Origin of the sequence: Streptomyces sp. NPDC015139, from assembly GCF_043079785.1 — a bacterium.
GTDB classification, from domain to species: domain Bacteria; phylum Actinomycetota; class Actinomycetes; order Streptomycetales; family Streptomycetaceae; genus Streptomyces; species Streptomyces albidocamelliae.
In genome coordinates this window covers 44,160-67,809 of record NZ_JBIBUW010000011.1, presented here as the reverse complement: position 1 = coordinate 67,809, position 23,650 = coordinate 44,160, and the positions used below count along the sequence as shown (strand labels likewise).

Below are 23,650 nucleotides of genomic sequence, written 5' to 3'. Positions count from 1 at the left end.
GCGGACGGTTGTCCGCGGTGGACATACCGGGGCCGTCGGGGCCGCGACGGCCAAGTGGGGAACGTACGGCCGCGTAAGCGGTGAACTCCCCTTGCCGGGGCGTTAGATTGGCTCGCTGATGGTGGATGGAACGGCTGGTCAGGGGGCAGAACGGATGGACAGCGACGGGACACGGGACGCACGCGGCACGCATGCGAACCCGGTACCCCGCCCGACGACTCCCCCTGAGGGGGGCGGGGTACCGCCCATGCCCACGGCGCCGCCCGGCGCGCCGCCGAAACCGGACGGCTCCACCTTCCTGGCCTGGCTGCGGGCCAACCGCCCCGAGGCCGCGCCGGGCGTGTGGCGCTTCGGCCACCGCCCCCGGCCCGAGCAGGAGCCCGAGCGGATCCCGGCCCGCCAGCTGCTCAGCGGCGCCCTGATCGCCTTCCTCGTGGGCTGGCTGGTGTGGTCCCTGCTGTGGAACGGCTACCTCGGCGGCTGGTGGGTGCTGCCCCTGGAGCTGTTCACCCCGGAATCCTGGCGCCAGGGCAACGACCGGGTCGGCAACGCGATCCTCTGGTACAGCTACTACACCCTCATCGCCTTCGCCATCCTGCTGGTCGTCGGCCGGCTCGGCCGCTGGGGCGAGGTCTGGCGCCGCTACGGCCCACCCGCCTGGAGCACCGCCGGCCCCGCGGCCGAAGCACCCCCCGCGCCGGAGCAGGACCCCGCCGAGTTCCCCCACCTGCGCGCCGCCGGGGCCCACGACGCGGCCGAGCGGCTCGCCGCCGAGGCGAAGGCCGGACTCATGCGGGACGTCGACCACGCGCGGATCGACCGCGCCTGGCAGGGCGTACGGACCGGGCGGCACTCCCTCGCCACCTTCACGGGCGCCGTACTGAAGGACGGCGCCGCCGCCTGCCTGCACCCCTCCGGCGAACGCGACCTGCCCACCCGGCACGCCCGGCACGACCTGTTCACCGGGCAGGTCAGGCTCGGCACCACCGCTGACGACCCCCGCAACCCCTACCACTACCGCGGCGCCGGGCTCGGCCTCGGCACGGACCTGCTCGGCACCTCGCTGCTCGCCGTGGGCCCGGCCGGCTCCGGCAAGACAGGCGCGGTGGTACGGCCGCTCGCCGAGTCCCTGTGCCTGCACGCCCTCGCCGGCCGCGCCTCCGTCGTGGTCGTCGGCGCCGCGGGCGCCGGGCTCGGCCCGGCCGAGGCCTATGACGTCGTCGTACGCATCGGCCACCCCGAGTCGGTGTACGACCTCGATCTCTACGGCGGCACCACCGACCCCGACGAGGCCGCCGCCATACTCGCCGAGGCCCTCGTCGGCGACCTCGCCGACCCGCACCCGGGCAGCGACAGCCGCCGCTCCACCACGGTGCTCGCCCAGCTGCTCGGCCCGTTCCGCGCCGTCCACGACCGCTTCCCGTCCGTACCCGAGCTGCGCCAGCTGCTCGACGGCGCGCCCGGCCCGCTGGCCGCGCTCCGCAAGGGCCTGACCGACACCGGCCACGCTTCGCTGCTGCGGGAACTCGACGCCCGCGAACGGCAGATGGCCCACCCGGGCGATGTCGGCACGGTGCTCGCCGACCGGATCGCGCTGCTCGACCGGCCCGCCTTCGCCGCCTTCTTCGACACCTCCGGACAGTCCCGCCCGTTCTCGCTCAAGGCCCTCGACCACCCGGTCCGCGTCCGCATCGACCTGCCCCAGCGTGGTCACGCCGACGCCTCCCGGATCCTCGCCCGGCTGGTGCTCGCCCAGTTCACGGCCGCCGTGACGGCCCGGGAGGACCGGTCCCTGTTCGCCTGCCTGCTGCTCGACGACGCCTCCGGTGTCGTCACACCGGAGGCCGTGCGGGGGATTCAGCGGCTGCGCTCCGCGGGCGCCGGCGCGGTGCTCACCCTGCGCACCCTGGACGACGTGCCCCGGCCGCTGCGCGGCCCGCTGCTCGGCGCCACCGGATGCCGGATGGCGCTGTCCGGGCTCACCCCCTGGGACGGGCAGGACTTCGCCGAGGTGTGGGGCAAGGAGTGGACCGAGACCCGGGACGTCACCGACCGGCAGATCATCGCCGAGACGCCCGCCGGCAAGGCCGTGCACATGCTGCGCCGGGTCATCACCGGACAGGCACCGACGGCCCGGGCCGTCACCGTGCGGCAGGTGGAGCGGGAGCGGTGGTCGGCGTCCGAGTTGGCGCACGCGGTGCCGCCCGGCCACGCCGTGTTGTCGCTGACCAGCGTGCAGGGCGAGCACGCGCCGCCGCTGCTGGTGGACCTGCGGGCGTGAGGGCCAGCGGCCGATCGTACGGTGAGGCAGAATCGGCGTAGGCCGTTCATACGCGGCGGCCAAAAGATCACCTCGATCACCGTGTCCGGCTCACCGTGAAGGTCCCATGCCCCCGACCCTCGCCTCGCTCGTCCACCACTCCGCGCTCAAGCTGACCGTGCGCGCGGGCGAGGACCGCCTCGACGTGCCCGTCCGCTGGGCGCACGTCAGCGAGCTGGCCGACCCCGTCCCCTACATGGAGGGGGGCGAGCTGCTGTTGATCACCGCGCTCAAGCTGGACGCGGAGGATCCGGAGGCCATGCGCCGCTACGTGCGGCGACTGGTCGGCGCGGGCGTCGTCGGACTCGGCTTCGCCGTCGGCGTCAACTACGAGGACATCCCGAAGGCCCTGGTCGACGCCTGCGCCCAGGAGGGCCTGCCGCTGCTGGAGGTCCCCCGCCGCACCCCCTTCCTCGCCATCAGCAAGGCCGTGTCCGCGGCGATCGCCGCCGACCAGTACCGCGCGGTCACGGCGGGCTTCGCCGCCCAGCGCGAACTGACCAGGCAGGCCCTCAGCGCCGGCCCGGAAGGCCTCCTCACCGCCCTCGCCGTACAGGTGGACGGCTGGGCCGCCCTGTACGACGCCTCGGGCGCCGTCGTCGCCGCCGCACCGGAGTGGGCCGGCAGGCGCGCCGCCCGGCTGACCGCGGAGGTCGAACGGCTCCGGGAGCGGTCCGCGCCCGCCTCCTCCGTCGTCGGCGGCCCCGAGCACGAGGACCGGGTCGAGCTGCACTCGCTGGGAACCGGCCGCCGCCCGCGGGCCGCGCTCGCCGTCGGCACGGCCGCCGCACTCGGCACCGCCGAGCGCTACGCCGTCCACTCCGCCATCGCCCTGCTCACCCTCGTCACCGAGCGGTCCCGCTCCCTGCAGGCGGCCGAACAGCGGATCGGCACGGCGGTGCTGCGCATGCTGCTCGCCGGCGAGCCCGACCACGCCCGGGCCGTCGCCGGGGACCTGTACGGCGAGCTGCTCGACGCGCCCTTCCGGATGATCGTCGCCGAGTCGCTGCCGGGGCCGGCCTCGCGGACGCCCGTCACCACGGCCAAGCCCGTCGCCACGGCCAAGTCCGTCACCGCGGCCAAGTCCGGCGTGGCCGTGCCGGCCGCAGCCGACATGGGCGGTGATCCACTGGGCGGTCTCACGGAGACCGTGGAGTCCGCCGCCGCGCGCTCCGGCGAGGCCGTGCTGGTCGTGCCCGAGGGGGAGCGGCTGGTGGTGCTCGCCGCGGACGGGGGCCCGGCGGTGGCCGCGTGCGTGGAGTACGCGATGGCGCTCGAAGCGGCACGGGCGGTGCCCGAGCAGGCGGTCGCGGAGGAGTACGAGCTGGTCGTCGGGCTCTCCGCGCCCACCGGGCCGATCGCCGCGGCGGCGGCCTACAAACAGGCCGAGCAGGCGTTGTCGGTGGCGCGGCGGCGGGGCCGGGGGTTCGTGGAGCACGAGCAGCTGGCCGCGGGTTCCGTGCTGCCGCTGCTGGCCGACGACGCGGTGAAGGCGTTCGCCGACGGGTTGCTGCGGGCGCTGCACGAGCACGACGCGACGGGACGGGGGGACCTGGTCGCCTCGCTGCGGGCGTGGCTGTCGCGGCACGGCCAGTGGGACGCGGCCGCCGCGGATCTCGGCGTCCACCGGCACACGCTGCGCTACCGGATGCGCCGCGTTGAGGAGATCCTCGGCCGCTCCCTGGACGACCCCGACGTCCGGATGGAGCTGTGGCTCGCCCTGAAGGCGACGACGACGGAGTAGCCCGGGCAGCGGGCAGCCCGCCCGTCCGACACCTCGGCTGTCGGGCACCTCGCCCCCTGGGACACCCCGGTCCCCCGGCACCTGGCCTGTTCGCCCCCATCGGCGCGGCACCCCGCCCGCTCGGCACGCCGGTCGTCCAGCACGGCAGCCCGTCCGGCATGGCAGCCACCCGGCACCCCACGCCTCCAGCACGCCCCCGTCCAGCGCCCCACCCGTCCGGCACCCCCCACCCCCGCCGACCCCGCCATTCCGGCGTACCCTCCGTCGCGACTGCTACGACTCGGACAAGCGACCCTCGGGCGCCCCCGTCCTACCGTGGACAGCGAACCGAAAGCACACCCCCAACGCGGAAGGGCCGGGACTCGCATATGACTTCCACCCACGCCTTCTGGCTCGCCGGCCGCCAGGTCATCGGCGAGGACACCTTCGACGTCACCTCGCCGTGGGACGGCCGTCTCGTCGGCAAGGTCAGCGTGCCGAACGACGCCCAGGTCGAGGAGGCCGTGGCCGCCGCGTACGCCGTGCGGGACGAGTTCGCCGCCACCCCGGCGCACGTACGTGCCGCCGCCCTCGACCACGTCAGCAAGCGGCTGGTCGAGCGCACCGAGGAGATCGCCCAGCTGATCTCCGCCGAGAACGGCAAGCCGATCAAGTGGGCCCGGGGCGAGGTCGGCCGTGCCGTCTCCGTGTTCCGGTTCGCCGCCGAGGAGGCCCGCCGGTTCAACGGCGGCGAGGCCCAGCGCCTCGACACCGACGCCGGTGGCCAGGGCCGCCTGGCGCTCACCCGTCGCTTCCCGAAGGGCGTCGTCCTCGGCATCGCGCCGTTCAACTTCCCGCTGAACCTGTGCGCCCACAAGGTCGCCCCCGCGATCGCCGCCGGCGCGCCGATCATCCTGAAGCCGGCCCCGGCCACCCCGCTCTCCGGTCTGATCCTCGGTGACCTGCTCGCCGAGACCGAGCTGCCCGCCGGCTCCTGGTCGATCCTGCCGGTCGCCAACGACCGCATGCCCGCCCTGGTCCAGGACGAGCGCCTGCCGGTCATCTCCTTCACCGGTTCGGAGAAGGTCGGTTACGCGATCATGGACTCGGTGCCGCGCAAGCACTGCACCCTGGAGCTGGGAGGCAACGGCGCGGCCGTCGTCCTCGGCGACTTCGCGAGCGACGCCGACCTGGACTGGGCCGCGACCCGCATCGCGACCTTCTCCAACTACCAGGGCGGCCAGTCCTGCATCTCCGTGCAGCGCGTGATCGCCGACGCGTCCGTCTACGACCGGCTGCTGCCGCGCGTCGTGGCCGCCGTCGAGGCCCAGGTCACCGGTGACCCCACCGACGACAAGACCGACGTCGGCCCGCTGGTCAGCGAGGACGCCGCCAAGCGCGTCGAGGCGTGGGTCAAGGAGGCGGTCGAGGCCGGCGCCACGCTGCTCACCGGCGGCGACCGCGACGGCGCCTCCTACGCGCCGACCGTCCTCACCGACGTGCCCGCGAACGCCACCCTCGCCTGCGAGGAGGTCTTCGGACCGGTCCTCACCGTGCAGAAGGTGAACGGCGAGGCCGAGGCCTTCGCCGCGGTCAACAACTCCAAGTACGGCCTCCAGGCAGGCGTGTTCACCCGCGACGTCCAGGTCGCCTTCCGCGCCCACCGCGCCCTCGAGGTCGGTGGCGTGGTGATCGGCGACGTCCCGTCCTACCGTGCCGACCAGATGCCGTACGGCGGCGCCAAGCAGTCCGGCGTGGGCCGCGAGGGCGTGCGGTTCGCCATGGAGGACTACACCTACGAGCGCGTGCTGGTCCTCACCGGTCTCGCGCTCTGACCTGCCACGGACAGGTCGGACGGAACGGCCGCAGCCCACTGTGCGGGGGCTGCGGCCGTTCCTGTCGTGGGCCGTCGCGCCCGCGGCTCCGGGCGTGACATCGACCCGATCGGACCGCGAGGGGTGGTGGGGTGCGGCCGTTTCGGGTACCAACGATCCAGTAGCACTGGTCGGTAACGAACGGTCCCAATCGTCCCTCTCAGCGGCGAGGTGAGCCTCAATGTCCGCCACCACCACCCCACGCACCAACGTCACAGAGCGCGAGGCCCGTCAGGTGGCGGAGGCCGCCCGGCAACAGGACTGGCACAAGCCCAGCTTCGCCAAGGAGCTGTTCCTCGGGCGCTTCCGGCTCGAGCTCATCCACCCCCACCCGCTCCCCGACGACGAGTCCGTCCGGCGCGGCGAGGAGTTCCTCACCAAACTGCGCGCCTTCTGCGAGACGGGGATCGACTCCGCCCGCATCGAACGCGAGGCCCGCATCCCCGACGAGGTCGTCACCGGGCTCAAGGAGCTCGGCGCCCTCGGCATGAAGATCGACCCCAAGTACGGCGGTCTCGGCCTCACCCAGCTCTACTACAACAAGGCCCTGGCCCTCGTCGGCTCCGTGAGCCCCGCCGTCGGCGCCCTGCTCTCCGCCCATCAGTCGATCGGCGTACCGCAGCCGCTCAAGATGTTCGGCACCCAGGAGCAGAAGGACGCCTTCCTGCCGCGCTGCGCCCGCACCGACATCTCCGCGTTCCTGCTCACCGAACCGGACGTCGGCTCCGACCCGGCCCGGCTCGCCACCACCGCCGTCCCCGACGGCGACGACTACGTCCTCGACGGGGTCAAGCTGTGGACCACGAACGGGGTCGTCGCCGACCTGCTCGTGGTCATGGCGCGGGTGCCGAAGTCCGAAGGCCACAAGGGCGGCATCACCGCCTTCGTCGTCGAGGCCGGGTCCGAGGGCATCACCGTCGAGAACCGCAACGCCTTCATGGGCCTGCGCGGCATCGAGAACGGCGTCACCCGCTTCCACCAGGTCCGGGTCCCCGCCGCCAACCGCATCGGACCCGAGGGCGCCGGCCTGAAGATCGCGCTCACCACCCTCAACACCGGCCGGCTCTCGCTGCCCGCGATGTGCGCGGGGGCCGGCAAGTGGTGCCTGAAGATCGCCCGCGAGTGGGCCGCCGAGCGGGAGCAGTGGGGCAAGCCGGTCGCGCTGCACGAGGCGGTCGGCTCGAAGATCAGCTTCATCGCGGCCACCACCTTCGCCCTGGAAGCCGTACTCGACCTGTCCTCGCAGATGGCCGACGAGGACCGCAACGACATCCGCATCGAGGCCGCCCTCGCCAAGCTGTACGGCTCCGAGATGGCCTGGCTCATGGCCGACGAACTGGTCCAGATCCGCGGCGGCCGCGGCTACGAGACCGCCGAGTCGCTGCGGGAGCGGGGCGAGCGCGGCGTCCCGGCCGAGCAGATCCTGCGTGACCTGCGCATCAACCGCATCTTCGAGGGCTCGACGGAGATCATGCACCTCCTCATCGCCCGCGAGGCGGTCGACGCCCACCTGTCGGTCGCCGGTGACCTCATCGACCCCGACAAGTCCCTGTCCGACAAGGCCAGGGCGGGTGCCAACGCGGGCGTCTTCTACGCCAAGTGGCTGCCCAAACTGGTCGCCGGACCCGGACAACTGCCCACGTCGTACGGTGAGTTCAAGAACGGCGTCGACCTCTCCGGCCACCTCCGCTACGTCGAGCGCACCGCCCGCAAGCTGGCCCGCTCCACCTTCTACGCAATGTCCCGCTGGCAGGGCCGGATGGAGACCAAGCAGGGCTTCCTCGGCCGGATCGTCGACATCGGCGCCGAGCTGTTCGCGATGAGCGCGGCCTGCGTCCGGGCCGAACTGCTGCGCAGCCGGGGCGAGCACGGCCGCGAGGCCTACCAGCTCGCCGACGCCTTCTGCCGCCAGGCCCGCATCCGTGTCGAGGAACTCTTCGGCCGGCTGTGGACCAACACCGACGACCTCGACGGCAAGGTGGTCAAGGGCGTCCTCGGCGGTGCCTACGAGTGGCTCGAGGAAGGCATCGTCGACCCCTCCGGCGACGGCCCCTGGATCGCCGACGCGACCCCGGGACCCTCCGAGCGGGAGAACGCCCGCCGTCCCTTCGGCGGCCAGTAGTCCACGCCGCCCGGGTGCCGCACCCGTCCGCCGACGGGGCGGTGCGGCACCCGGGCGTGTGTGCGACGGCCCGGCCCTCATGCGAGTTCGATATCAGGGCAGAAGCCGCATACATGACGACTGTCGACGCGTTGTGCGACGGTTCACCCGGCAACGCCCGCCGCCCACACACCCACCCGAGGGACCGCGCTGTCCTGACGGCGCGCGCTTGCGGCAACAATGGGGGGATGACCGACAGTCCCGCCCGTCCGGCACCCCTCGCCGACCCGCACCTCGTCTACGACCCCCTCGCCGGGGACGGCCCCAAGGACGTGGTGATCCTCGGTTCCACCGGATCCATCGGCACCCAGGCCATCGACCTCGTGCTGCGCAACCCCGACCGCTTCCGTGTCACCGCCCTCTCCGCGAACGGCGGCCGGGTCGCCCTCCTCGCCGAGCAGGCGCGCCGGCTGCGCGTGCGGACCGTCGCGGTCGCCCGCGAGGACGCCGTACCCGCACTGCGCGAGGCGCTCGCCGCCGAGTACGGCCCCGGGGAGTCGCTGCCGGAGGTCCTCGCCGGACCGGAGGCGGCCACCCAGCTCGCCGGCTCCGCCTGCCACACCGTGCTCAACGGCATCACCGGATCCATCGGCCTCGCGCCCACGCTCGCCGCCCTGGAGGCCGGCCGCACCCTCGCGCTGGCCAACAAGGAGTCGCTGATCGTCGGCGGCCCGCTGGTCAAGGCGCTCGCCAAGCCCGGCCAGATCATCCCGGTCGACTCCGAGCATGCCGCCCTCTTCCAGTCCCTGGCCGCCGGCACCCGCGCCGACGTGCGCAAGCTGGTCGTCACCGCCTCCGGCGGCCCCTTCCGCGGCCGGACCGTGGCCGAGCTGGCGGACGTGACCGTCCAGGACGCCCTCGCGCACCCCACCTGGGCGATGGGCCCGGTGATCACGATCAACTCGGCCACCCTCGTCAACAAGGGTCTGGAAGTCATCGAGGCACATCTCCTCTACGACATTCCCTTCGACCGCATTGAGGTGGTCGTGCATCCCCAGTCGTATGTCCACTCGATGGTCGAGTTCACCGACGGATCCACGATCGCCCAGGCGACGCCCCCCGACATGCGCGGGCCCATCGCCATCGGTCTGGGCTGGCCCGAGCGCGTCCCGGACGCGGCGCCCGCCTTCGACTGGAGCAAGGCCTCCACATGGGAATTCTTCCCGCTGGACAACGAGGCCTTCCCCTCGGTGAACCTCGCCCGGCACGTGGGGCAGCTCGCGGGCACCGCTCCGGCGGTGTTCAATGCGGCCAACGAGGAGTGCGTCGAAGCCTTCCTGGGCGGCGCGCTGCCCTTCAACGGCATCATGGAGACCGTCACCCGGGTGGTCGAGGAACACGGCACCCCGGCCACGGGAACTTCACTCACCGTGTCGGACGTCCTCGAAGCGGAGACCTGGGCGCGAGCCCGGGCCCGTGAACTCACAGCCACGACGGCGACCGCGGAGGCGCGTGCATGACGACCCTGATGTTCATCCTCGGCATAGTGGTCTTCGCGGTCGGCCTGCTCGTCTCCATCGCGTGGCACGAACTGGGGCACCTGTCCACGGCCAAGCTCTTCGGCATCCGCGTCCCGCAGTACATGGTCGGTTTCGGCCCGACCGTCTGGTCGCGGAGGAAGGGCGAGACCGAGTACGGCATCAAGGCCGTCCCGCTCGGCGGCTACATCCGCATGATCGGCATGTTCCCGCCCGACGACCAGGGCCGGGTCTCCGCCCGCTCCACCTCCCCGTGGCGCGGCATGATCGAGGACGCCCGCTCGGCGGCCTTCGAGGAACTCGAGGCCGGTGACGAGACGCGCATGTTCTACACGCGCAAACCGTGGAAGCGGGTCATCGTCATGTTCGCGGGACCGTTCATGAACCTGGTCCTCGCGGTCGCCCTGTTCTTCACCGTGCTCATGGGCTTCGGCATCCAGCAGCAGACCACCACCGTCGCCTCCGTCTCGCCCTGCGTCATCTCCCAGAGCGAGAACCGCGACAGCTGCAAGAAGTCCGACCCGGCCTCTCCGGCCCAGGCCGCCGGCATGCAGAAGCGGGACCGGATCGTCTCCTTCGACGGCAGGTCCACCGAGAACTGGAACACCCTCTCGGACCTCATCCGCGACAGCGCCGGCAAGACCGTGCCGATCGTCGTCGAACGAGACGGCAAGCAGCTGACCCTGCACGCGAAGATCGCCACCAACCTGGTCGCCAAGAAGGACTCCAGCGGCACCTACGTCCAGGGCAAGTACGTCAAGGCCGGCTTCCTCGGCTTCAGCTCCGCCACCGGCGTGGTCAAGCTGGACTTCGGCGACTCCGTCACCTGGATGACCGACCGGGTCGGCGACGCCGTCGACTCCCTCGCCGCCCTGCCCGGCAAGATCCCGGCCCTGTGGGACGCCGCCTTCGGCGACGGCCCGCGCGAGCCGGACTCCCCGATGGGCATCGTCGGCGCGGCCCGCATCACCGGCGACATCGCCACCCTCGACATCCCCGCCTCCCAGCAGGTGGCGATGTTCGTGATGCTGCTCGCCGGCTTCAACCTGTCGCTGTTCCTGTTCAACATGCTCCCGCTGCTCCCGCTCGACGGCGGGCACATCGCGGGCGCGCTCTGGGAGTCCCTGCGACGCAACCTGGCCCGGGTGCTGCGCCGCCCGGACCCCGGCCCGTTCGACGTGGCCAAGCTGATGCCGGTGGCCTACGTGGTGGCCGGAATCTTCGTCTGCTTCACGATCCTCGTCCTGATCGCGGACGTCGTTAACCCGGTCAAGATCTCCTAGCCCCACGCCGTTCGGAAGCGGCCCGGGACCCCGTGGTTCCGGGCCCCTTCCATCGGGTGGGTTTGGCGGGTGGGATGTGCTCTCGCCCCGGGCGGTGACGTAATCTCGAAGCCTGGAGCCCGCCGTCCACGGGACCGGACCTTGATCCACGACTTGGGGTTGCACAGCAGATGACTGCGATTTCTCTCGGCATGCCGTCCGTTCCGACCAAGCTCGCCGAGCGCCGGAAGAGCCGGCAGATCCAGGTCGGGACCGTGGCGGTCGGCGGAGACGCGCCGGTCTCGGTCCAGTCGATGACCACGACCCGTACGTCGGACATCGGCGCCACCCTCCAGCAGATCGCCGAGCTGACGGCGTCCGGCTGCCAGATCGTCCGGGTGGCCTGCCCGACCCAGGACGACGCCGACGCCCTCGCGACCATCGCCCGCAAGTCGCAGATCCCGGTGATCGCGGACATCCACTTCCAGCCCAAGTACGTCTTCGCGGCGATCGAGGCCGGCTGCGCCGCGGTCCGCGTGAACCCGGGCAACATCAAGCAGTTCGACGACAAGGTCAGGGAGATCGCCAAGGCCGCCAAGGACCACGGCACCCCGATCCGCATCGGCGTCAACGCCGGTTCGCTGGACCGCCGCCTGCTCCAGAAGTACGGCAAGGCGACCCCGGAGGCGCTGGTCGAGAGCGCGCTGTGGGAGGCGTCCCTCTTCGAGGAGCACGACTTCCGCGACATCAAGATCTCCGTCAAGCACAACGACCCGGTCGTCATGATCGAGGCCTACCGCCAGCTCGCCGAGGCGTGCGACTACCCCCTCCACCTCGGCGTCACCGAGGCCGGTCCGGCCTTCCAGGGCACCATCAAGTCGGCCGTCGCCTTCGGCGCCCTGCTCTCCCAGGGCATCGGCGACACCATCCGCGTCTCCCTGTCGGCCCCGCCGGCCGAGGAGGTCAAGGTCGGCCTGCAGATCCTGGAGTCGCTGAACCTCAAGCAGCGCGGCCTGGAGATCGTCTCCTGCCCGTCCTGCGGCCGCGCCCAGGTCGACGTCTACAAGCTCGCCGAAGAGGTCACCGCCGGCCTGACCGGCATGGAGGTCCCGCTGCGCGTCGCCGTCATGGGCTGCGTCGTGAACGGCCCCGGCGAGGCCCGCGAGGCCGACCTCGGCGTCGCCTCCGGCAACGGCAAGGGCCAGATCTTCGTCAAGGGCGAGGTCATCAAGACCGTCCCCGAGTCCAAGATCGTGGAGACCCTCATCGAGGAGGCCATGAAGCTGGCCGAGCAGATGGAGAAGGACGGCGTGGCCTCCGGCGAGCCGTCGGTCTCGGTCGCGGACTGACCGCGCCTCCCAGCGGACTGACCGCGCCTCCCGGCGGGCCGACCGCGCCTGCCGGCGGGCCACCACTGCGTCCATGAGTCCCGTCCGCCCCGGCGGACGGGACCCGGCCACCCCTGCGCACCCGCACCGGAGAGCTCCCGCCAGCGCCGCCTGGGATCGGGCGAACGGGAGGCGGCATCGGGCGGGACACGAGGCGAAGCGCGGCACAATCGGGCGAGGTACAGTGCCGGGACCAGCAGAACCCCCAGGGTGAGGCCCCGCACGTGTTGACCCAGACCACCTCACGGGTGCTCGAACCGAGCGACCTTGACGCCGCGCTCGCCGTCCTCGACCGCGAGCCGGTGGCGAACGCCTTCGTGGCCTCCCGGGTCCAGATCGCCGGACTCGACCCGTGGCGCCTCGGCGGCGAGATGTGGGGCTGGTACGAGGACGGCATGCTCACGTCCCTGTGCTACGCGGGCGCCAACCTGGTCCCGATCTGCGCCACCCCGCGGGCCGTACGGGCCTTCGCCGACCGGGCCCGCCGGGCCGGCCGCCGCTGCTCCTCCATCGTCGGCCCCGCCGGCCCCACCGCGGAGCTGTGGCGGCTGCTGGAGCCACAGTGGGGCCCCGCCCGTGAGGTCCGCGCCCAGCAGCCGCTCATGGTCACCGACCGGATGCCCGCCGACATCGCCCCGGACCCGTACGTCCGCCGCGTCCGCAAGGACGAGATGGAGACGATCATGCCGGCGTGCGTCGCGATGTTCACCGAGGAGGTCGGCGTCTCCCCGCTGGCCGGCGACGGCGGCCTGCTGTACCAGGCCCGGGTCGCCGAACTCGTCGGCTCCGGCCGCTCCTTCGCCCGTGTCGACGACGACGGCAGGGTCGTCTTCAAGGCCGAGATCGGCGCGGCGACCTCCCAGGCGTGCCAGATCCAGGGTGTGTGGGTGGCCCCCGAGTACCGGGGGAGGGGCCTGGCGGCGCCGGGCATGGCCGCGGTCCTGCGCTACGCCCTCGCGGACGTCGCCCCGGTGGTGAGCCTGTACGTGAACGACTTCAACACCTCGGCGCGAAGGACGTACCTCAGGGTCGGCTTCCAGGAGGTCGGCGCCTTCATGAGCGTGCTGTTCTGAGACCGGCCGAGCTGCGCGGAACCGTTCCCGCGGGCCCGGCCCGCCGCGTGACCGCGGGCGCCGGTGAACGCATCGTGCCCGGCCGCCGACCCGAACGGCCCTGTACGCTCCCCGCATGGACCTCGTGATCGGCCCCCTGGACCTCGCAGCCCGCATCGACGAGGCCCTGACCGTCCAAGCCGTCGCCTTCGGGCTCGGCCCGGAGGAAGTCGCCGTACGCCGTCAGATCGTCCAGCGCCACATGCAGTACCGGGGCGCGCGGGCCCTCGGCGCGAGCGTGGGCGGCCTCCTCGTCGGATTCGTGTACGGCATGCCCAACTCCCGTACCCACTGGTGGTCCACAGTCGTGGAGCCGTACCTCCGGGCCCGGGAAAACGACGGCTGGCTCGACGACTCCTTCGTGATCACCGAGCTGCACGTGCACCCCGACCACCAGAACCGCGGTATCGGCCGGCGCCTGATCACCACCATCACGGACACCGCCGCCGAGCCCCGCTCGATCCTCTCCGCGATCGACGTCGACAGCCCCGCCCGCGGCCTGTACCACTCCCTCGGTTACGTCGACCTCGCCCGCCAGGTTCATTTCCCGAGCGCGCCGCGGCCGTACGCAGTGATGGGCGCCCCGCTGCCCCTGCGCAGGCGTTAACCGATTTCCGCCCGCGCGGCGAGCCCGGCTAACCTCCTGTGCCATCACCTAAAACCTGGCAGGAGTACGAGAACCATGGCCAACGCACCGGTCCAGCGCATGTCCAAGTTGATGGCGAAGACGCTGCGCGACGACCCGGCGGACGCCGAGGTCCTCAGCCACAAGCTGCTCGTCCGCGCCGGATACGTCCGCCGCACGGCGGCCGGCATCTGGAGCTGGCTGCCCCTCGGCAAGAAGGTCCTCGCCAACGTGGAGCGGATCGTCCGCGAGGAGATGGACGCCATCGGCGCCCAGGAGGTCTCGCTGCCCGCCCTGCTGCCGCGCGAGCCCTACGAGGCCACCGGCCGCTGGGACGAGTACGGCCAGGAGCTGTTCCGCCTGCAGGACCGCAGGGGCGGCGACTACCTCCTCGGCCCCACCCACGAGGAGATCTTCACCCTGCTGGTCAAGGACCAGTGCACGTCCTACAAGGACCTGCCGGTGATCCTCTATCAGATCCAGACCAAGTTCCGCGACGAGGCCCGGCCCCGCGCCGGCATCCTGCGCGGCCGCGAGTTCCTCATGAAGGACTCGTACTCCTTCGACCTCGACGACGAGGGCCTGGGCACGTCCTACGCCCTGCACCGCGAGGCCTACCGGCGCACCTTCGAGCGCCTCGGCCTGGACTACCGGATCGTCGCCGCCACCGCCGGCGCGATGGGCGGCTCCAAGTCCGAGGAGTTCCTGGCCCCGGCCGAGGCCGGCGAGGACACCTTCGCGGACTGCCCGAACTGCGACTTCGCGGCGAACACCGAGGCGGTCTCGTACGAGCTCAAGCCGGTGGACGGCTCGGCCGTGCCCGCGCTGGAGGAGATCCCCACCCCGGACACCCCGACCATCGAGACGCTGGCCGCCTCGCTCGGCGTCCCGGCCTCCGCCACGCTGAAGAACCTCCTGGTCAAGGTGGACGGCGAGATCGTCGCGGTCGGCGTGCCCGGCGACCGCGAGGTGGACCTGGGCAAGGTCGAGGCGCACTTCGCCCCGGCGGCCGTCGAGATGGTCACCGAGGCGGACTTCGCCGGCCGTCCCGACCTGGTCCGCGGTTACGTCGGCCCGCAGGGCCTGGGCGAGAAGGTCACGTACATCGCCGACCCCCGGGTGGCGCCCGGCACCTCCTGGATCACCGGCGCCAACAAGGACCAGACCCACGCGAAGAACGTCGTCGCCGGCCGTGACTTCGAGGTCGACGCCTACGTGGACGTCGTCGTGGTGCAGGAGGGCGACCCCTGCCCGAAGTGCGGCACCGGCCTGAAGCTGGACCGCGCCATCGAGATCGGCCACATCTTCCAGCTGGGCCGCAAGTACGCCGACGCGCTCAAGCTCGACGTCCTCGGGCAGAACGGCAAGCCGGTCCGCGTCACCATGGGCTCGTACGGCATCGGCGTCTCCCGCGCCGTCGCCGCGCTCGCCGAGCAGACCGCCGACGACAAGGGCCTGGTGTGGTCCAAGGAGGTCGCTCCGGCCGACGTGCACGTGGTCGCCGCCGGCAAGGCCCTGCAGACCGAGCTGGCGCTCGACGTCTCCGAGAAGCTGGCCGCCGCGGGCGTCCGCGTCCTGGTGGACGACCGGGCCGGGGTCTCCCCGGGTGTGAAGTTCACCGACGCGGAGCTGATCGGTGTCCCGCAGATCCTGGTGGCCGGCCGCCGCTCCGGCGAGGGCGTGCTGGAGCTGAAGGACCGCAAGACGGGTGAGCGCGAGGAACTGTCCGTCGAGGACGCCATCGCCCGCCTGACCGCGTAACGGCGCACAGGTGAGGACGCCCCCGGGAGGATCTCCCGGGGGCGTCTTCCGTGTCCACGCGCGCGGGGACGAGCGGGGCTCACAGCCAGCCGGCGAACTCCAGCAGCAGTTCGCCGTCCTTCGGGCGTCCCACCCGCAGGGCCCGGACGCCCGACTCCACCGCCCGGAACAGCGTCCAGCCCCGCAGCCGGTCCTGGTCCACCTCCAGGGACTCCGCGAGCCGCTTGATGCGGCGCCGTGTGATCGCCGGGCCGGACGGCGCGGCGATCAGGTCCTCGACCCGGTCCCGGACCAGCCGTGCCAGATCGAAGGCGCTCTCGCCGACGACCGGGTCGGGGCCCACCGCGAGCCACGGCATCCGCTCCCCGGCCAGCACCTTGCTCTGCCGGAACGTGCCGTGCAGCAGCCGGTGGTCGGGTGGCGCGCTCAGCAGTTCCTCGCGGGCCGCGAGGGCCGCGTCGACCAGCGGTGCCGTGTCGGGGGCGCCGTCGACGCCGGCGCGCATGGCCGTCGCCTGCCGCCCGGTGCGCTCGGCGACGGTCTCGAAGGCATGGCCGGACGGGGGCTCCACCCACAGCCGGCGCAGCGTCCCCGCCGCCTCCAGCAGTGCTTTCGCCTCCGGCAGCGAGCGCACCGACACATCGGGATGCAGCCGCTCCAGCAGCAGCACACCCTCCTCGGTGTCCGCCGGGTCCGGCGCCAGCAGCTGTACGGCGCCCAGGCCGCCCCAGTGCGCGAGGGCCGCCCGCTCGCTCTCGGGCCGGGCCCGCGGCGGGGCCAGCTTCAGGACGGCCGGGGTGCCGTCGGCCCGCCGGACCAGCAGCACCAGGCTGCTGCGGCCGCCCGGCACCTGGACCCGCTCGACGGTCGACCCGCGCCGGGCGACGGCCCGCTCGGCCGTCCCGGGCAGCCGCGCCAGCCAGTCGTCCCCGGCCGGTGCGCTCTCACCGAGCGCCCGCACCAGCCGCCGCGGCGCTTCGATAGCCATGCGCGAGTCGTTCCCTTCCTGTTCGGCCTGTTCGGGTGCTGCCCGGCTGTGCCGCGCGGGCGCCTACCGGGACGCCGAGGCGGAGGCCGACGGGTTCGCGCCGGCGGCACCGGGCTGCTCGGCCGAGGACCGCTCGGCGAGCCCAGGGAAGGCTACGCTCTCCCCGCTCCAGCGCACCGCCCGCACCGCTGCCTCGCGCAGCGACCCGGCCGCCGAGCCGCGCCGGGAGCCCGTCGCGGCCCGCACCAGGTCCGCGTAGACCCCGGCCAGCCGCTCCTCCAGCCGGGCCGCCAGCCGCGCGGCGGCCGCGGCGTCCGGCACCGGGAACGGCAGCGCGTACGCGGCGCTCGCGGCGACCGGCTCGCCGCCCAGGTCGCGCACCTCGCGGACCAGGGCGTCCCGGCGCGCCCGGTGGGCGTCGTAGGCGGACCGTGCCTCGGTGCGGCTGTGCTCGCCGATCCGGCCGCCGACCACGCCGTACCCGTACACCGCCGCGTGTTCGGCCGCCAACGCGGCCTGAAGCGCGGTCAGTTCGGCCTTGCCGGCGGTCTCGGCCCGCTCGGTGCCGCGGTGCTTCCCGCTCACTTCGTCCCCTTCTTCGTCAGCAGGTACGCGTGCGCGGCCCCGGCCGCGGCGACCGACGCCAGCAGCCGCGCCGGCTCTCCCGGTACGTCGAGCAGTTGCCCGGCGCGCCGGTCGGCCAGGGCGCGCTCGGCGGCGGCCAGCCCGGAAAGGGCGTCCTTCTCGTCGGCCGGGACGGTGGGAGGGGCGGCCGAGGACTTCGCCGGCGTGGGCGTCGTCTCAGTGTCCGTGAACGCCTCGACGTGCGCCGCGACCTGGGCGCGCAGCGGGCGCAGCCGGTCCGTCAGTCCCGGATGGGCGGCGAGTACGGCGTCGTAGTGCGTCAGCAGCTCCCGGCTCTCGCGCGCCGCGAGCGCGCGTGCGCGGGCGGTGGCCGACGGGCCGTCGCCGGAGTCCGCACCGGCCGAGCAGCCCGTCAGCAGGGCGGCACCGGCGGCCGTGACGAGGAGGGATCTTCTGCGCGGCCCCGAGGGGGTACGCGGCGGCGGAGGGTACGGCACAGCAGACGTCCTCGGGGAGTCGTACGAAAGGAAGAACGGCTTCGGGCGGCGCGCCCGTGATCACCGTACCCGCGCACCCCTCACGCACCACTCACCGGCACCGCCCGTACACAGGTGGACGGCAACACTCCCTGCGACCGGATACCCTTTGACCAGACACGCGACCCATCCCACAACAGCACACGCGGCCGAGGAGTCACCCGGATGAGCACCACCCAGAGCGAGAGGCTGCGAGAGCTGCTGGAACCGCTCGTCACCTCGCAGGGGCTGGATCTCGAAGAGATCGCTGTCGACTCCGTCGGACGCAAGCGGGTGCTGCGGGTGGTCGTCGACTCCGACGCCGGCGCCGATCTGGACGCCATCGCCGATGTGAGCCGCGCGCTCTCGGCGAAGCTCGACGAGACCAACGCGATGGGCGACGACGCGTACGACCTGGAGGTCGGAACCCCCGGCGCCGAGCGCCCCCTCACCGAGCGGCGGCACTACGTGCGCGCCACCGACCGGCTCGTGAAGTTCCAGCTGACCGAGGGCGGCGAGCTGGTCGCCAGGATCCTGGAGGTCGACGAGGACGGTCTCGACGTCGAGGTCCCCGGGGTCAAGGGCCGCAAGGCGACCTCCCGCAGACTCGGTTTCCCGGAGATCGCCAAGGCGCGCGTGCAGGTCGAGTTCAACCGCAAGGACAAGAAGGACATGAAGGAAGAGGAGGAGGCGTAGCCGTGGACATCGACATGAGCGCCCTGCGGGGCTTGGTTCGGGAGAAGGAGATCTCCTTCGACCTGCTGGTCGAGGCGATCGAATCGGCCCTCCTCATCGCCTACCACCGCACCGAGGGAAGCCGCCGACACGCGCGCGTGGAGCTCAACCGGGAGACCGGGCATGTGACCGTGTGGGCGAAGGAGGACCCGGAGGACCTCGAGGAGGGCCAGGAGCCCCGCGAGTTCGACGACACCCCGTCCGGTTTCGGCCGGATCGCCGCCACCACCGCCAAGCAGGTGATCCTCCAGCGGCTGCGCGACGCCGAGGACGACGCCACGCTCGGCGAGTACGCGGGCCGTGAGGGCGACATCGTCACGGGCGTGGTCCAGCAGGGCCGCGACCCGAAGAACGTGCTCGTCGACATCGGCAAGCTGGAGGCCATCCTGCCGGTGCAGGAGCAGGTGCCCGGCGAGACCTACCCGCACGGCATGCGCCTGCGCAGCTACGTCGTCCGGGTCGCCAAGGGCGTCCGCGGTCCCTCCGTGACGCTCTCGCGCACCCACCCCGCCCTGGTGAAGAAGCTCTTCGCCCTGGAGGTGCCGGAGATCGCCGACGGCTCCGTGGAGATCGCCGCGATCGCCCGTGAGGCCGGTCACCGCACGAAGATCGCCGTCCGGTCCACCCGTTCGGGCCTGAACGCCAAGGGCGCCTGCATCGGCCCCATGGGCGGCCGGGTGCGCAACGTGATGGGCGAGCTGAACGGCGAGAAGATCGACATCGTCGACTGGTCGGACGACCCGGCGGAGATGGTCGCGAACGCTCTGTCACCCGCTCGGGTGAGCAAGGTGGAGGTCGTGGACCTGGCCGCCCGTTCCGCCCGGGTGACGGTGCCGGACTACCAGCTGTCCCTGGCGATCGGCAAGGAGGGGCAGAACGCCCGCCTCGCCGCCCGCCTCACCGGCTGGCGGATCGACATCCGTCCCGACACCGAGCAGGTCGGGGAGCAGGGCCCGGCCCGGAGCCGGGAGCAGTGAGCGGCGGCGGCCGGGAATAGATCCCGGCCGCGGGCCGCTTCGATTACGACAACATCCGTTCGATCGCTGCCCCAAAGGGGTGAGGTCGGTACGGGGAGGTAGACTTAGCTGTGTCTGGCCGGACGCACGACCGAGCATGCCCTGAACGCACCTGTCTGGGGTGCCGGGAGCGGGCGGCCAAGAACGATCTCCTGCGGATCGTGAAGATCGAGGACGCGTGCGTCCCCGATCCTCGCGGTACGCTGCCCGGCCGGGGTGCGTATGTACACCCCGCCCTGGTCTGTCTCGACCAGGCGGTACGCCGCCGGGCGTTCCCGCGGGCACTGCGCGTCCCGGGAGCGCTCGACACAAAGGCGTTGCGCCAATACGTCGAGCGGACAACAGTTGCCGAGCAGGCGACGACGTAAGACGTGTCGTACGGAACCCCCCGTGCGGCCTGGTACCTCGCGAGTCGAAAGCAGGTCGAGATTGCGATGAGCACTCGATGAGTACGCGATGAGTACGCCCATGAACTAGCGACGGTCCGGCTTCAACCCGGACCTCAAAGGAGCGAAGTGGCTAAGGTCCGGGTCTACGAACTCGCCAAGGAGTTCGGTGTCGAGAGCAAGGTCGTCATGGCCAAGCTCCAGGAACTCGGTGAATTCGTCCGTTCGGCGTCTTCGACCATCGAAGCGCCGGTTGTACGCAAGCTGACCGACGCCTTCCAGGGCGGTGGCAACGGCAAGTCCGCCGGCAAGCCCGCCCCCCGTAAGGCTTCCCCCAAGCCCGCCGCGCCCGCCCCGGCGCAGGCGGCCCGTCCGGCTGCCCCGCGGCCGGCGGCTCCCAAGCCCCCGACGGCCCCGGCTGCCCAGCAGCCGGCCGCGCCCGCGGCCCCGTCGGCGCCCGCGCCGGCCGCCTCGGGTCCGCGTCCGGTCCCGGGTCCGAAGCCCGCGCCGCGTCCGGCCCCGGCCGCCCCGGAGTTCACCGCTCCGCCGGCCGCTCCGGCGCCGCAGGCTCCGGCCGCGCAGACCCCGCAGGCTCCGGCCGCGCAGGCTCCGGCCGCGCAGGGACCGCGTCCCGGCGCCCGTCCGGGTGCCCCGAAGCCCGGTGGCCGTCCGGCTCCCGGTCAGGGGCAGGGTCAGGCGGCCCGTCCGGGCCAGGGTGGTCCGCGTGGTGGTGGCCAGGCGCGCTCCGGCGCCCGTCCGGCCGGCCCGCGTCCGGGCAACAACCCCTTCACGTCCGGTGGCAACGCCGGCATGGCGCGCCCGCAGGCGCCCCGTCCGCAGGGCGGCCCGCGTCCGGGCGGCCCCGGTGCCCCCGGCGCCGGTCCCCGTCCGCAGGCTCCCGGCCAGCAGGGCGGCGGTCCGCGTCCGCAGGCTCCGGGCGGTTCCCGTCCGTCGCCGTCCGGCATGCCCCGCCCGCAGGGCGGTCCGCGTCCCGGCCCGGCCGGTCCGCGCCCGAACCCCGGCATGATGCCGCAGCGTCCGGCTGCCGGCCCGCGTCCCGGCGGCGGTGGCCCCGGTGGCCGTGGTCCCGGTGGCGGCGGTCGTCCCGGTGGCGGCGGCGGTCGTCCGGGTGGCGGCGGCTTCGCCGGCCGTCCCGGTGGCGGTGGCGGCGGCTTCGCCGGTCGTCCCGGTGGTCCCGGTGGCGGTGGCGGCGGCTTCGCCGGCCGTCCCGGTGGTCCCGGTGGTGGCGGCGGTGGTCGTCCCGGCTTCGGTGGCCGTCCGGGTGGTCCCGGTGGCCGCGGTGGCACGCAGGGTGCCTTCGGCCGTCCCGGTGGTCCCGCGCGTCGCGGTCGCAAGTCGAAGCGGCAGAGGCGCCAGGAGTACGAGGCCATGCAGGCCCCGAGCGTCGGCGGCGTGATGCTGCCGCGCGGCAACGGCGAGGCCATCCGCCTCTCCCGCGGCGCGTCGCTCACGGACTTCGCGGAGAAGATCAACGCCAACCCGGCGTCGCTCGTCGCGGTCATGATGAACCTCGGCGAGATGGTCACGGCCACGCAGTCGGTCTCCGACGAGACGCTGCAGCTCCTCGCCGACGAGATGAACTACACGGTTCAGATCGTCAGCCCCGAGGAGGAGGACCGCGAGCTGCTCGAGTCCTTCGACATCGAGTTCGGCGAGGACGAGGGCGACGAGGAGGACCTGGTGGTCCGCCCGCCGGTCGTCACCGTCATGGGTCACGTCGACCACGGTAAGACCCGACTGCTCGACGCCATCCGCAAGACGAACGTCATCGCGGGCGAGGCCGGCGGCATCACCCAGCACATCGGTGCCTACCAGGTCTCCACCGAGGTCAACGAAGAAGAGCGCAAGATCACCTTCATCGACACCCCGGGTCACGAGGCGTTCACCGCCATGCGTGCCCGTGGTGCGAAGTCGACCGACATCGCGATCCTGGTCGTCGCGGCCAACGACGGCGTCATGCCGCAGACGGTCGAGGCGCTGAACCACGCCAAGGCGGCCGACGTGCCGATCGTGGTCGCGGTCAACAAGATCGACGTCGAGGGTGCCGACCCGACCAAGGTGCGCGGTCAGCTGACCGAGTACGGCCTGGTGGCCGAGGAGTACGGCGGCGACACCATGTTCGTCGACATCTCCGCCAAGCAGGGTCTGCACATCGACTCGCTGCTGGAGGCCGTGGTCCTCACGGCGGACGCCTCGCTCGACCTGCGGGCCAACCCGGCCCAGGACGCGCAGGGCATCTCCATCGAGTCCCGTCTCGACCGCGGCCGCGGTGCCGTGGCGACGGTCCTCGTGCAGCGAGGCACCCTGCGGGTCGGCGACACGATGGTGGTGGGCGACGCCTACGGCCGCGTGCGCGCCATGCTCGACGACAACGGCAACAACGTCGCCGAAGCCGGCCCGTCGACGCCGGTCCAGGTCCTGGGCCTGACCAACGTCCCGGGTGCGGGTGACAACTTCCTGGTGGTGGACGAGGACCGTACGGCCCGTCAGATCGCCGAGAAGCGTGCCGCCCGTGAGCGCAACGCCGCGTTCGCCAAGCGCACGCGCCGCGTGTCGCTGGAGGACCTGGACAAGGTGCTCAAGGCCGGCGAGGTCCAGCAGCTGAACCTGATCATCAAGGGTGACGCTTCCGGTTCGGTCGAGGCCCTCGAGTCCTCGCTGCTCCAGCTGGACGTCGGCGAAGAGGTCGACATCCGCGTCCTGCACCGTGGTGTCGGTGCGGTCACGGAGTCCGACATCGACCTGGCGATGGGCTCCGACGCCATCGTGATCGGCTTCAACGTCCGTGCGGCCGGCCGCGCGGCGCAGATGGCCGAGCGCGAGGGTGTGGACGTCCGGTACTACTCGGTCATCTACCAGGCGATCGAGGAGATCGAGGCGGCCCTCAAGGGCATGCTCAAGCCGGAGTACGAAGAGGTCGAGCTCGGTACGGCGGAGATCCGCGAGGTCTTCAAGTCGTCCAAGCTGGGCAACATCGCCGGTGTCCTCATCCGCTCCGGCGAGGTCAAGCGCAACACCAAGGCGCGCCTCGTCCGCGACGGCAAGGTCATCGCCGAGAACCTCAACATCGAGGGTCTGCGTCGCTTCAAGGACGACGTCACCGAGATCCGCGAAGGCTACGAGGGTGGTATCAACCTCGGAAACTTCAACGACATCAAGGTCGACGACGTCATCGCGACGTACGAGATGCGGGAGAAGCCGCGGGCGTAACGCCTGCGGTGTGTGCCGGCCGACGGGACCTCGGTCCCGTCGGCCGGTGCGCCGTTTGCGGCTCGTACGCGCGGTCCACGGAGCGTAATATCCGTCGATCGCGTGGGCCGCTTCGTTGTACGGTTCTTGATGTCCCCGGCCACACGGTCCCGGGGCCATCGATCCCGTACCGGCGGGTGAACCGGTCACACATGTACGTGGGGACCCTGTCCTTCGACCTCCTCCTCGGCGACGTGCACTCGCTGAAGGAGAAGCGCTCCGTCGTCCGCCCGATCGTCGCCGAACTCCAGCGGAAGTACGCGGTGAGTGCGGCCGAGGTGGACCACGCGGACCTACACCGGCGGACGATCATCGGCCTCGCCGTGGTCTCCGGCGACGCGGCGCACCTCACCGACGTGCTGGACCGGTGTGAGCGGCTGGTCGCCGCCCGCCCCGAGGTGGAGCTGCTGTCCGTACGACGGCGCTTCCACGGCGACGACGACGACTGACC

At 72.5% G+C, this 23,650-nt stretch carries 18 protein-coding genes; 15 read left to right on the top strand and 3 right to left on the bottom strand.

Going from position 1 to position 23,650, the window contains the following annotated elements; translation table 11 throughout:
- The first annotated feature begins 154 nt into the window (after positions 1–154).
- The 10 genes from ACF08B_RS27440 (at position 155) to ACF08B_RS27395 (ending at position 15,704) form a co-directional block, all read left to right on the top strand.
- Positions 155–2,281 carry an ATP-binding protein gene (locus tag ACF08B_RS27440; protein WP_392319850.1) on the top strand — a complete coding sequence of 709 codons (2,127 nt, stop codon included), beginning with the start codon at positions 155–157 and terminating at the stop codon, positions 2,279–2,281.
- 106 nt (positions 2,282–2,387) lie between these two features.
- Positions 2,388–4,064, top strand: a complete 1,677-nt coding sequence (locus ACF08B_RS27435) for a PucR family transcriptional regulator (RefSeq protein ID WP_392319849.1) — start codon at positions 2,388–2,390, stop codon at positions 4,062–4,064.
- Positions 4,065–4,432: 368 nt separating this feature from the next.
- Positions 4,433–5,878: an aldehyde dehydrogenase family protein gene (locus tag ACF08B_RS27430; RefSeq protein WP_392319848.1), complete on the top strand. Its 1,446-nt coding sequence runs from the start codon at positions 4,433–4,435 to the stop codon at positions 5,876–5,878.
- A gap of 220 nt (positions 5,879–6,098) precedes the next feature.
- The gene (locus ACF08B_RS27425; RefSeq protein ID WP_392319847.1) at positions 6,099–8,039 is read left to right on the top strand and encodes an acyl-CoA dehydrogenase family protein; all 1,941 of its coding nucleotides are present in this window, start codon (positions 6,099–6,101) and stop codon (positions 8,037–8,039) included.
- Between the two features lie 227 nt (positions 8,040–8,266).
- The gene (dxr, locus tag ACF08B_RS27420) at positions 8,267–9,538 is read left to right on the top strand and encodes a 1-deoxy-D-xylulose-5-phosphate reductoisomerase (protein ID WP_392319846.1); all 1,272 of its coding nucleotides are present in this window, start codon (positions 8,267–8,269) and stop codon (positions 9,536–9,538) included.
- A complete protein-coding gene (locus ACF08B_RS27415; RefSeq protein ID WP_392319845.1) occupies positions 9,535–10,839 on the top strand; it encodes a M50 family metallopeptidase in 1,305 nt (434 codons plus the stop codon). The genes dxr and ACF08B_RS27415 overlap by 4 nt, the downstream gene beginning before the upstream one ends.
- 170 nt (positions 10,840–11,009) lie before the next feature.
- Positions 11,010–12,167: a flavodoxin-dependent (E)-4-hydroxy-3-methylbut-2-enyl-diphosphate synthase gene (gene ispG, locus ACF08B_RS27410; RefSeq protein ID WP_093474271.1), complete on the top strand. Its 1,158-nt coding sequence runs from the start codon at positions 11,010–11,012 to the stop codon at positions 12,165–12,167.
- 263 nt (positions 12,168–12,430) lie between these two features.
- The gene (locus ACF08B_RS27405; RefSeq protein WP_093474267.1) at positions 12,431–13,279 is read left to right on the top strand and encodes a GNAT family N-acetyltransferase; all 849 of its coding nucleotides are present in this window, start codon (positions 12,431–12,433) and stop codon (positions 13,277–13,279) included.
- A gap of 115 nt (positions 13,280–13,394) precedes the next feature.
- Positions 13,395–13,925, top strand: a complete 531-nt coding sequence (locus ACF08B_RS27400; RefSeq protein ID WP_392319844.1) for a GNAT family N-acetyltransferase — start codon at positions 13,395–13,397, stop codon at positions 13,923–13,925.
- A 75-nt stretch (positions 13,926–14,000) separates the two neighbouring features.
- Positions 14,001–15,704 (top strand): proline--tRNA ligase, encoded by a 1,704-nt coding sequence (locus ACF08B_RS27395; RefSeq protein WP_392319843.1) that lies wholly within the window; start codon positions 14,001–14,003, stop codon positions 15,702–15,704.
- Between the two features lie 79 nt (positions 15,705–15,783).
- On the opposite strand, the gene ACF08B_RS27390 is transcribed toward ACF08B_RS27395, so the two are convergent.
- The 3 genes from ACF08B_RS27390 to ACF08B_RS27380 form a co-directional block, all read right to left on the bottom strand.
- Entirely contained in the window at positions 15,784–16,692 is a 909-nt protein-coding gene (locus tag ACF08B_RS27390) for an aminoglycoside phosphotransferase family protein (protein WP_392319842.1), read from the bottom strand.
- A gap of 63 nt (positions 16,693–16,755) precedes the next feature.
- A complete protein-coding gene (locus ACF08B_RS27385) occupies positions 16,756–17,277 on the bottom strand; it encodes a ferritin-like domain-containing protein (RefSeq protein WP_392319841.1) in 522 nt (173 codons plus the stop codon).
- Positions 17,274–17,774 carry a hypothetical protein gene (locus ACF08B_RS27380; protein ID WP_392319840.1) on the bottom strand — a complete coding sequence of 167 codons (501 nt, stop codon included), beginning with the start codon at positions 17,772–17,774 and terminating at the stop codon, positions 17,274–17,276. The genes ACF08B_RS27385 and ACF08B_RS27380 overlap by 4 nt, the downstream gene beginning before the upstream one ends.
- A gap of 204 nt (positions 17,775–17,978) precedes the next feature.
- Between ACF08B_RS27380 and rimP the strand changes: the two genes are divergently transcribed.
- The 5 genes from rimP (at position 17,979) to ACF08B_RS27355 (ending at position 23,648) form a co-directional block, all read left to right on the top strand.
- Positions 17,979–18,488, top strand: a complete 510-nt coding sequence (rimP, locus tag ACF08B_RS27375; protein WP_073890125.1) for a ribosome maturation factor RimP — start codon at positions 17,979–17,981, stop codon at positions 18,486–18,488.
- A gap of 2 nt (positions 18,489–18,490) precedes the next feature.
- Complete coding sequence (gene nusA / locus ACF08B_RS27370) at positions 18,491–19,504, top strand: transcription termination factor NusA (RefSeq protein WP_093474259.1); 1,014 nt, start codon at positions 18,491–18,493, stop codon at positions 19,502–19,504.
- A gap of 110 nt (positions 19,505–19,614) precedes the next feature.
- A complete protein-coding gene (locus tag ACF08B_RS27365; protein WP_392319839.1) occupies positions 19,615–19,911 on the top strand; it encodes a YlxR family protein in 297 nt (98 codons plus the stop codon).
- Between the two features lie 147 nt (positions 19,912–20,058).
- A complete protein-coding gene (gene infB, locus ACF08B_RS27360) occupies positions 20,059–23,160 on the top strand; it encodes a translation initiation factor IF-2 (RefSeq protein WP_392319838.1) in 3,102 nt (1,033 codons plus the stop codon).
- A gap of 191 nt (positions 23,161–23,351) precedes the next feature.
- Positions 23,352–23,648 carry a DUF503 domain-containing protein gene (locus ACF08B_RS27355; RefSeq protein ID WP_093474255.1) on the top strand — a complete coding sequence of 99 codons (297 nt, stop codon included), beginning with the start codon at positions 23,352–23,354 and terminating at the stop codon, positions 23,646–23,648.
- Positions 23,649–23,650 lie beyond the last annotated feature (2 nt).

Excerpts from the sequence above, each read along its gene's own strand:
- ACF08B_RS27355 (WP_093474255.1), top strand. The coding sequence starts at position 23,352 with ATGTACGTGGGGACCCTGTCCTTCGACCTCCTCCTCGGCGACGTGCAC.
- ACF08B_RS27435 (WP_392319849.1), top strand. The coding sequence starts at position 2,388 with ATGCCCCCGACCCTCGCCTCGCTCGTCCACCACTCCGCGCTCAAGCTG.
- ACF08B_RS27415 (WP_392319845.1), top strand. The coding sequence starts at position 9,535 with ATGACGACCCTGATGTTCATCCTCGGCATAGTGGTCTTCGCGGTCGGC.
- ACF08B_RS27400 (WP_392319844.1), top strand. The coding sequence starts at position 13,395 with ATGGACCTCGTGATCGGCCCCCTGGACCTCGCAGCCCGCATCGACGAG.
- dxr (WP_392319846.1), top strand. The coding sequence starts at position 8,267 with ATGACCGACAGTCCCGCCCGTCCGGCACCCCTCGCCGACCCGCACCTC.
- ACF08B_RS27390 (WP_392319842.1), bottom strand. The coding sequence starts at position 16,692 with ATGGCTATCGAAGCGCCGCGGCGGCTGGTGCGGGCGCTCGGTGAGAGC.
- ACF08B_RS27395 (WP_392319843.1), top strand. The coding sequence starts at position 14,001 with ATGGCCAACGCACCGGTCCAGCGCATGTCCAAGTTGATGGCGAAGACG.
- ACF08B_RS27440 (WP_392319850.1), top strand. The coding sequence starts at position 155 with ATGGACAGCGACGGGACACGGGACGCACGCGGCACGCATGCGAACCCG.
- rimP (WP_073890125.1), top strand. The coding sequence starts at position 17,979 with ATGAGCACCACCCAGAGCGAGAGGCTGCGAGAGCTGCTGGAACCGCTC.
- ACF08B_RS27425 (WP_392319847.1), top strand. The coding sequence starts at position 6,099 with ATGTCCGCCACCACCACCCCACGCACCAACGTCACAGAGCGCGAGGCC.
- ispG (WP_093474271.1), top strand. The coding sequence starts at position 11,010 with ATGACTGCGATTTCTCTCGGCATGCCGTCCGTTCCGACCAAGCTCGCC.
- ACF08B_RS27430 (WP_392319848.1), top strand. The coding sequence starts at position 4,433 with ATGACTTCCACCCACGCCTTCTGGCTCGCCGGCCGCCAGGTCATCGGC.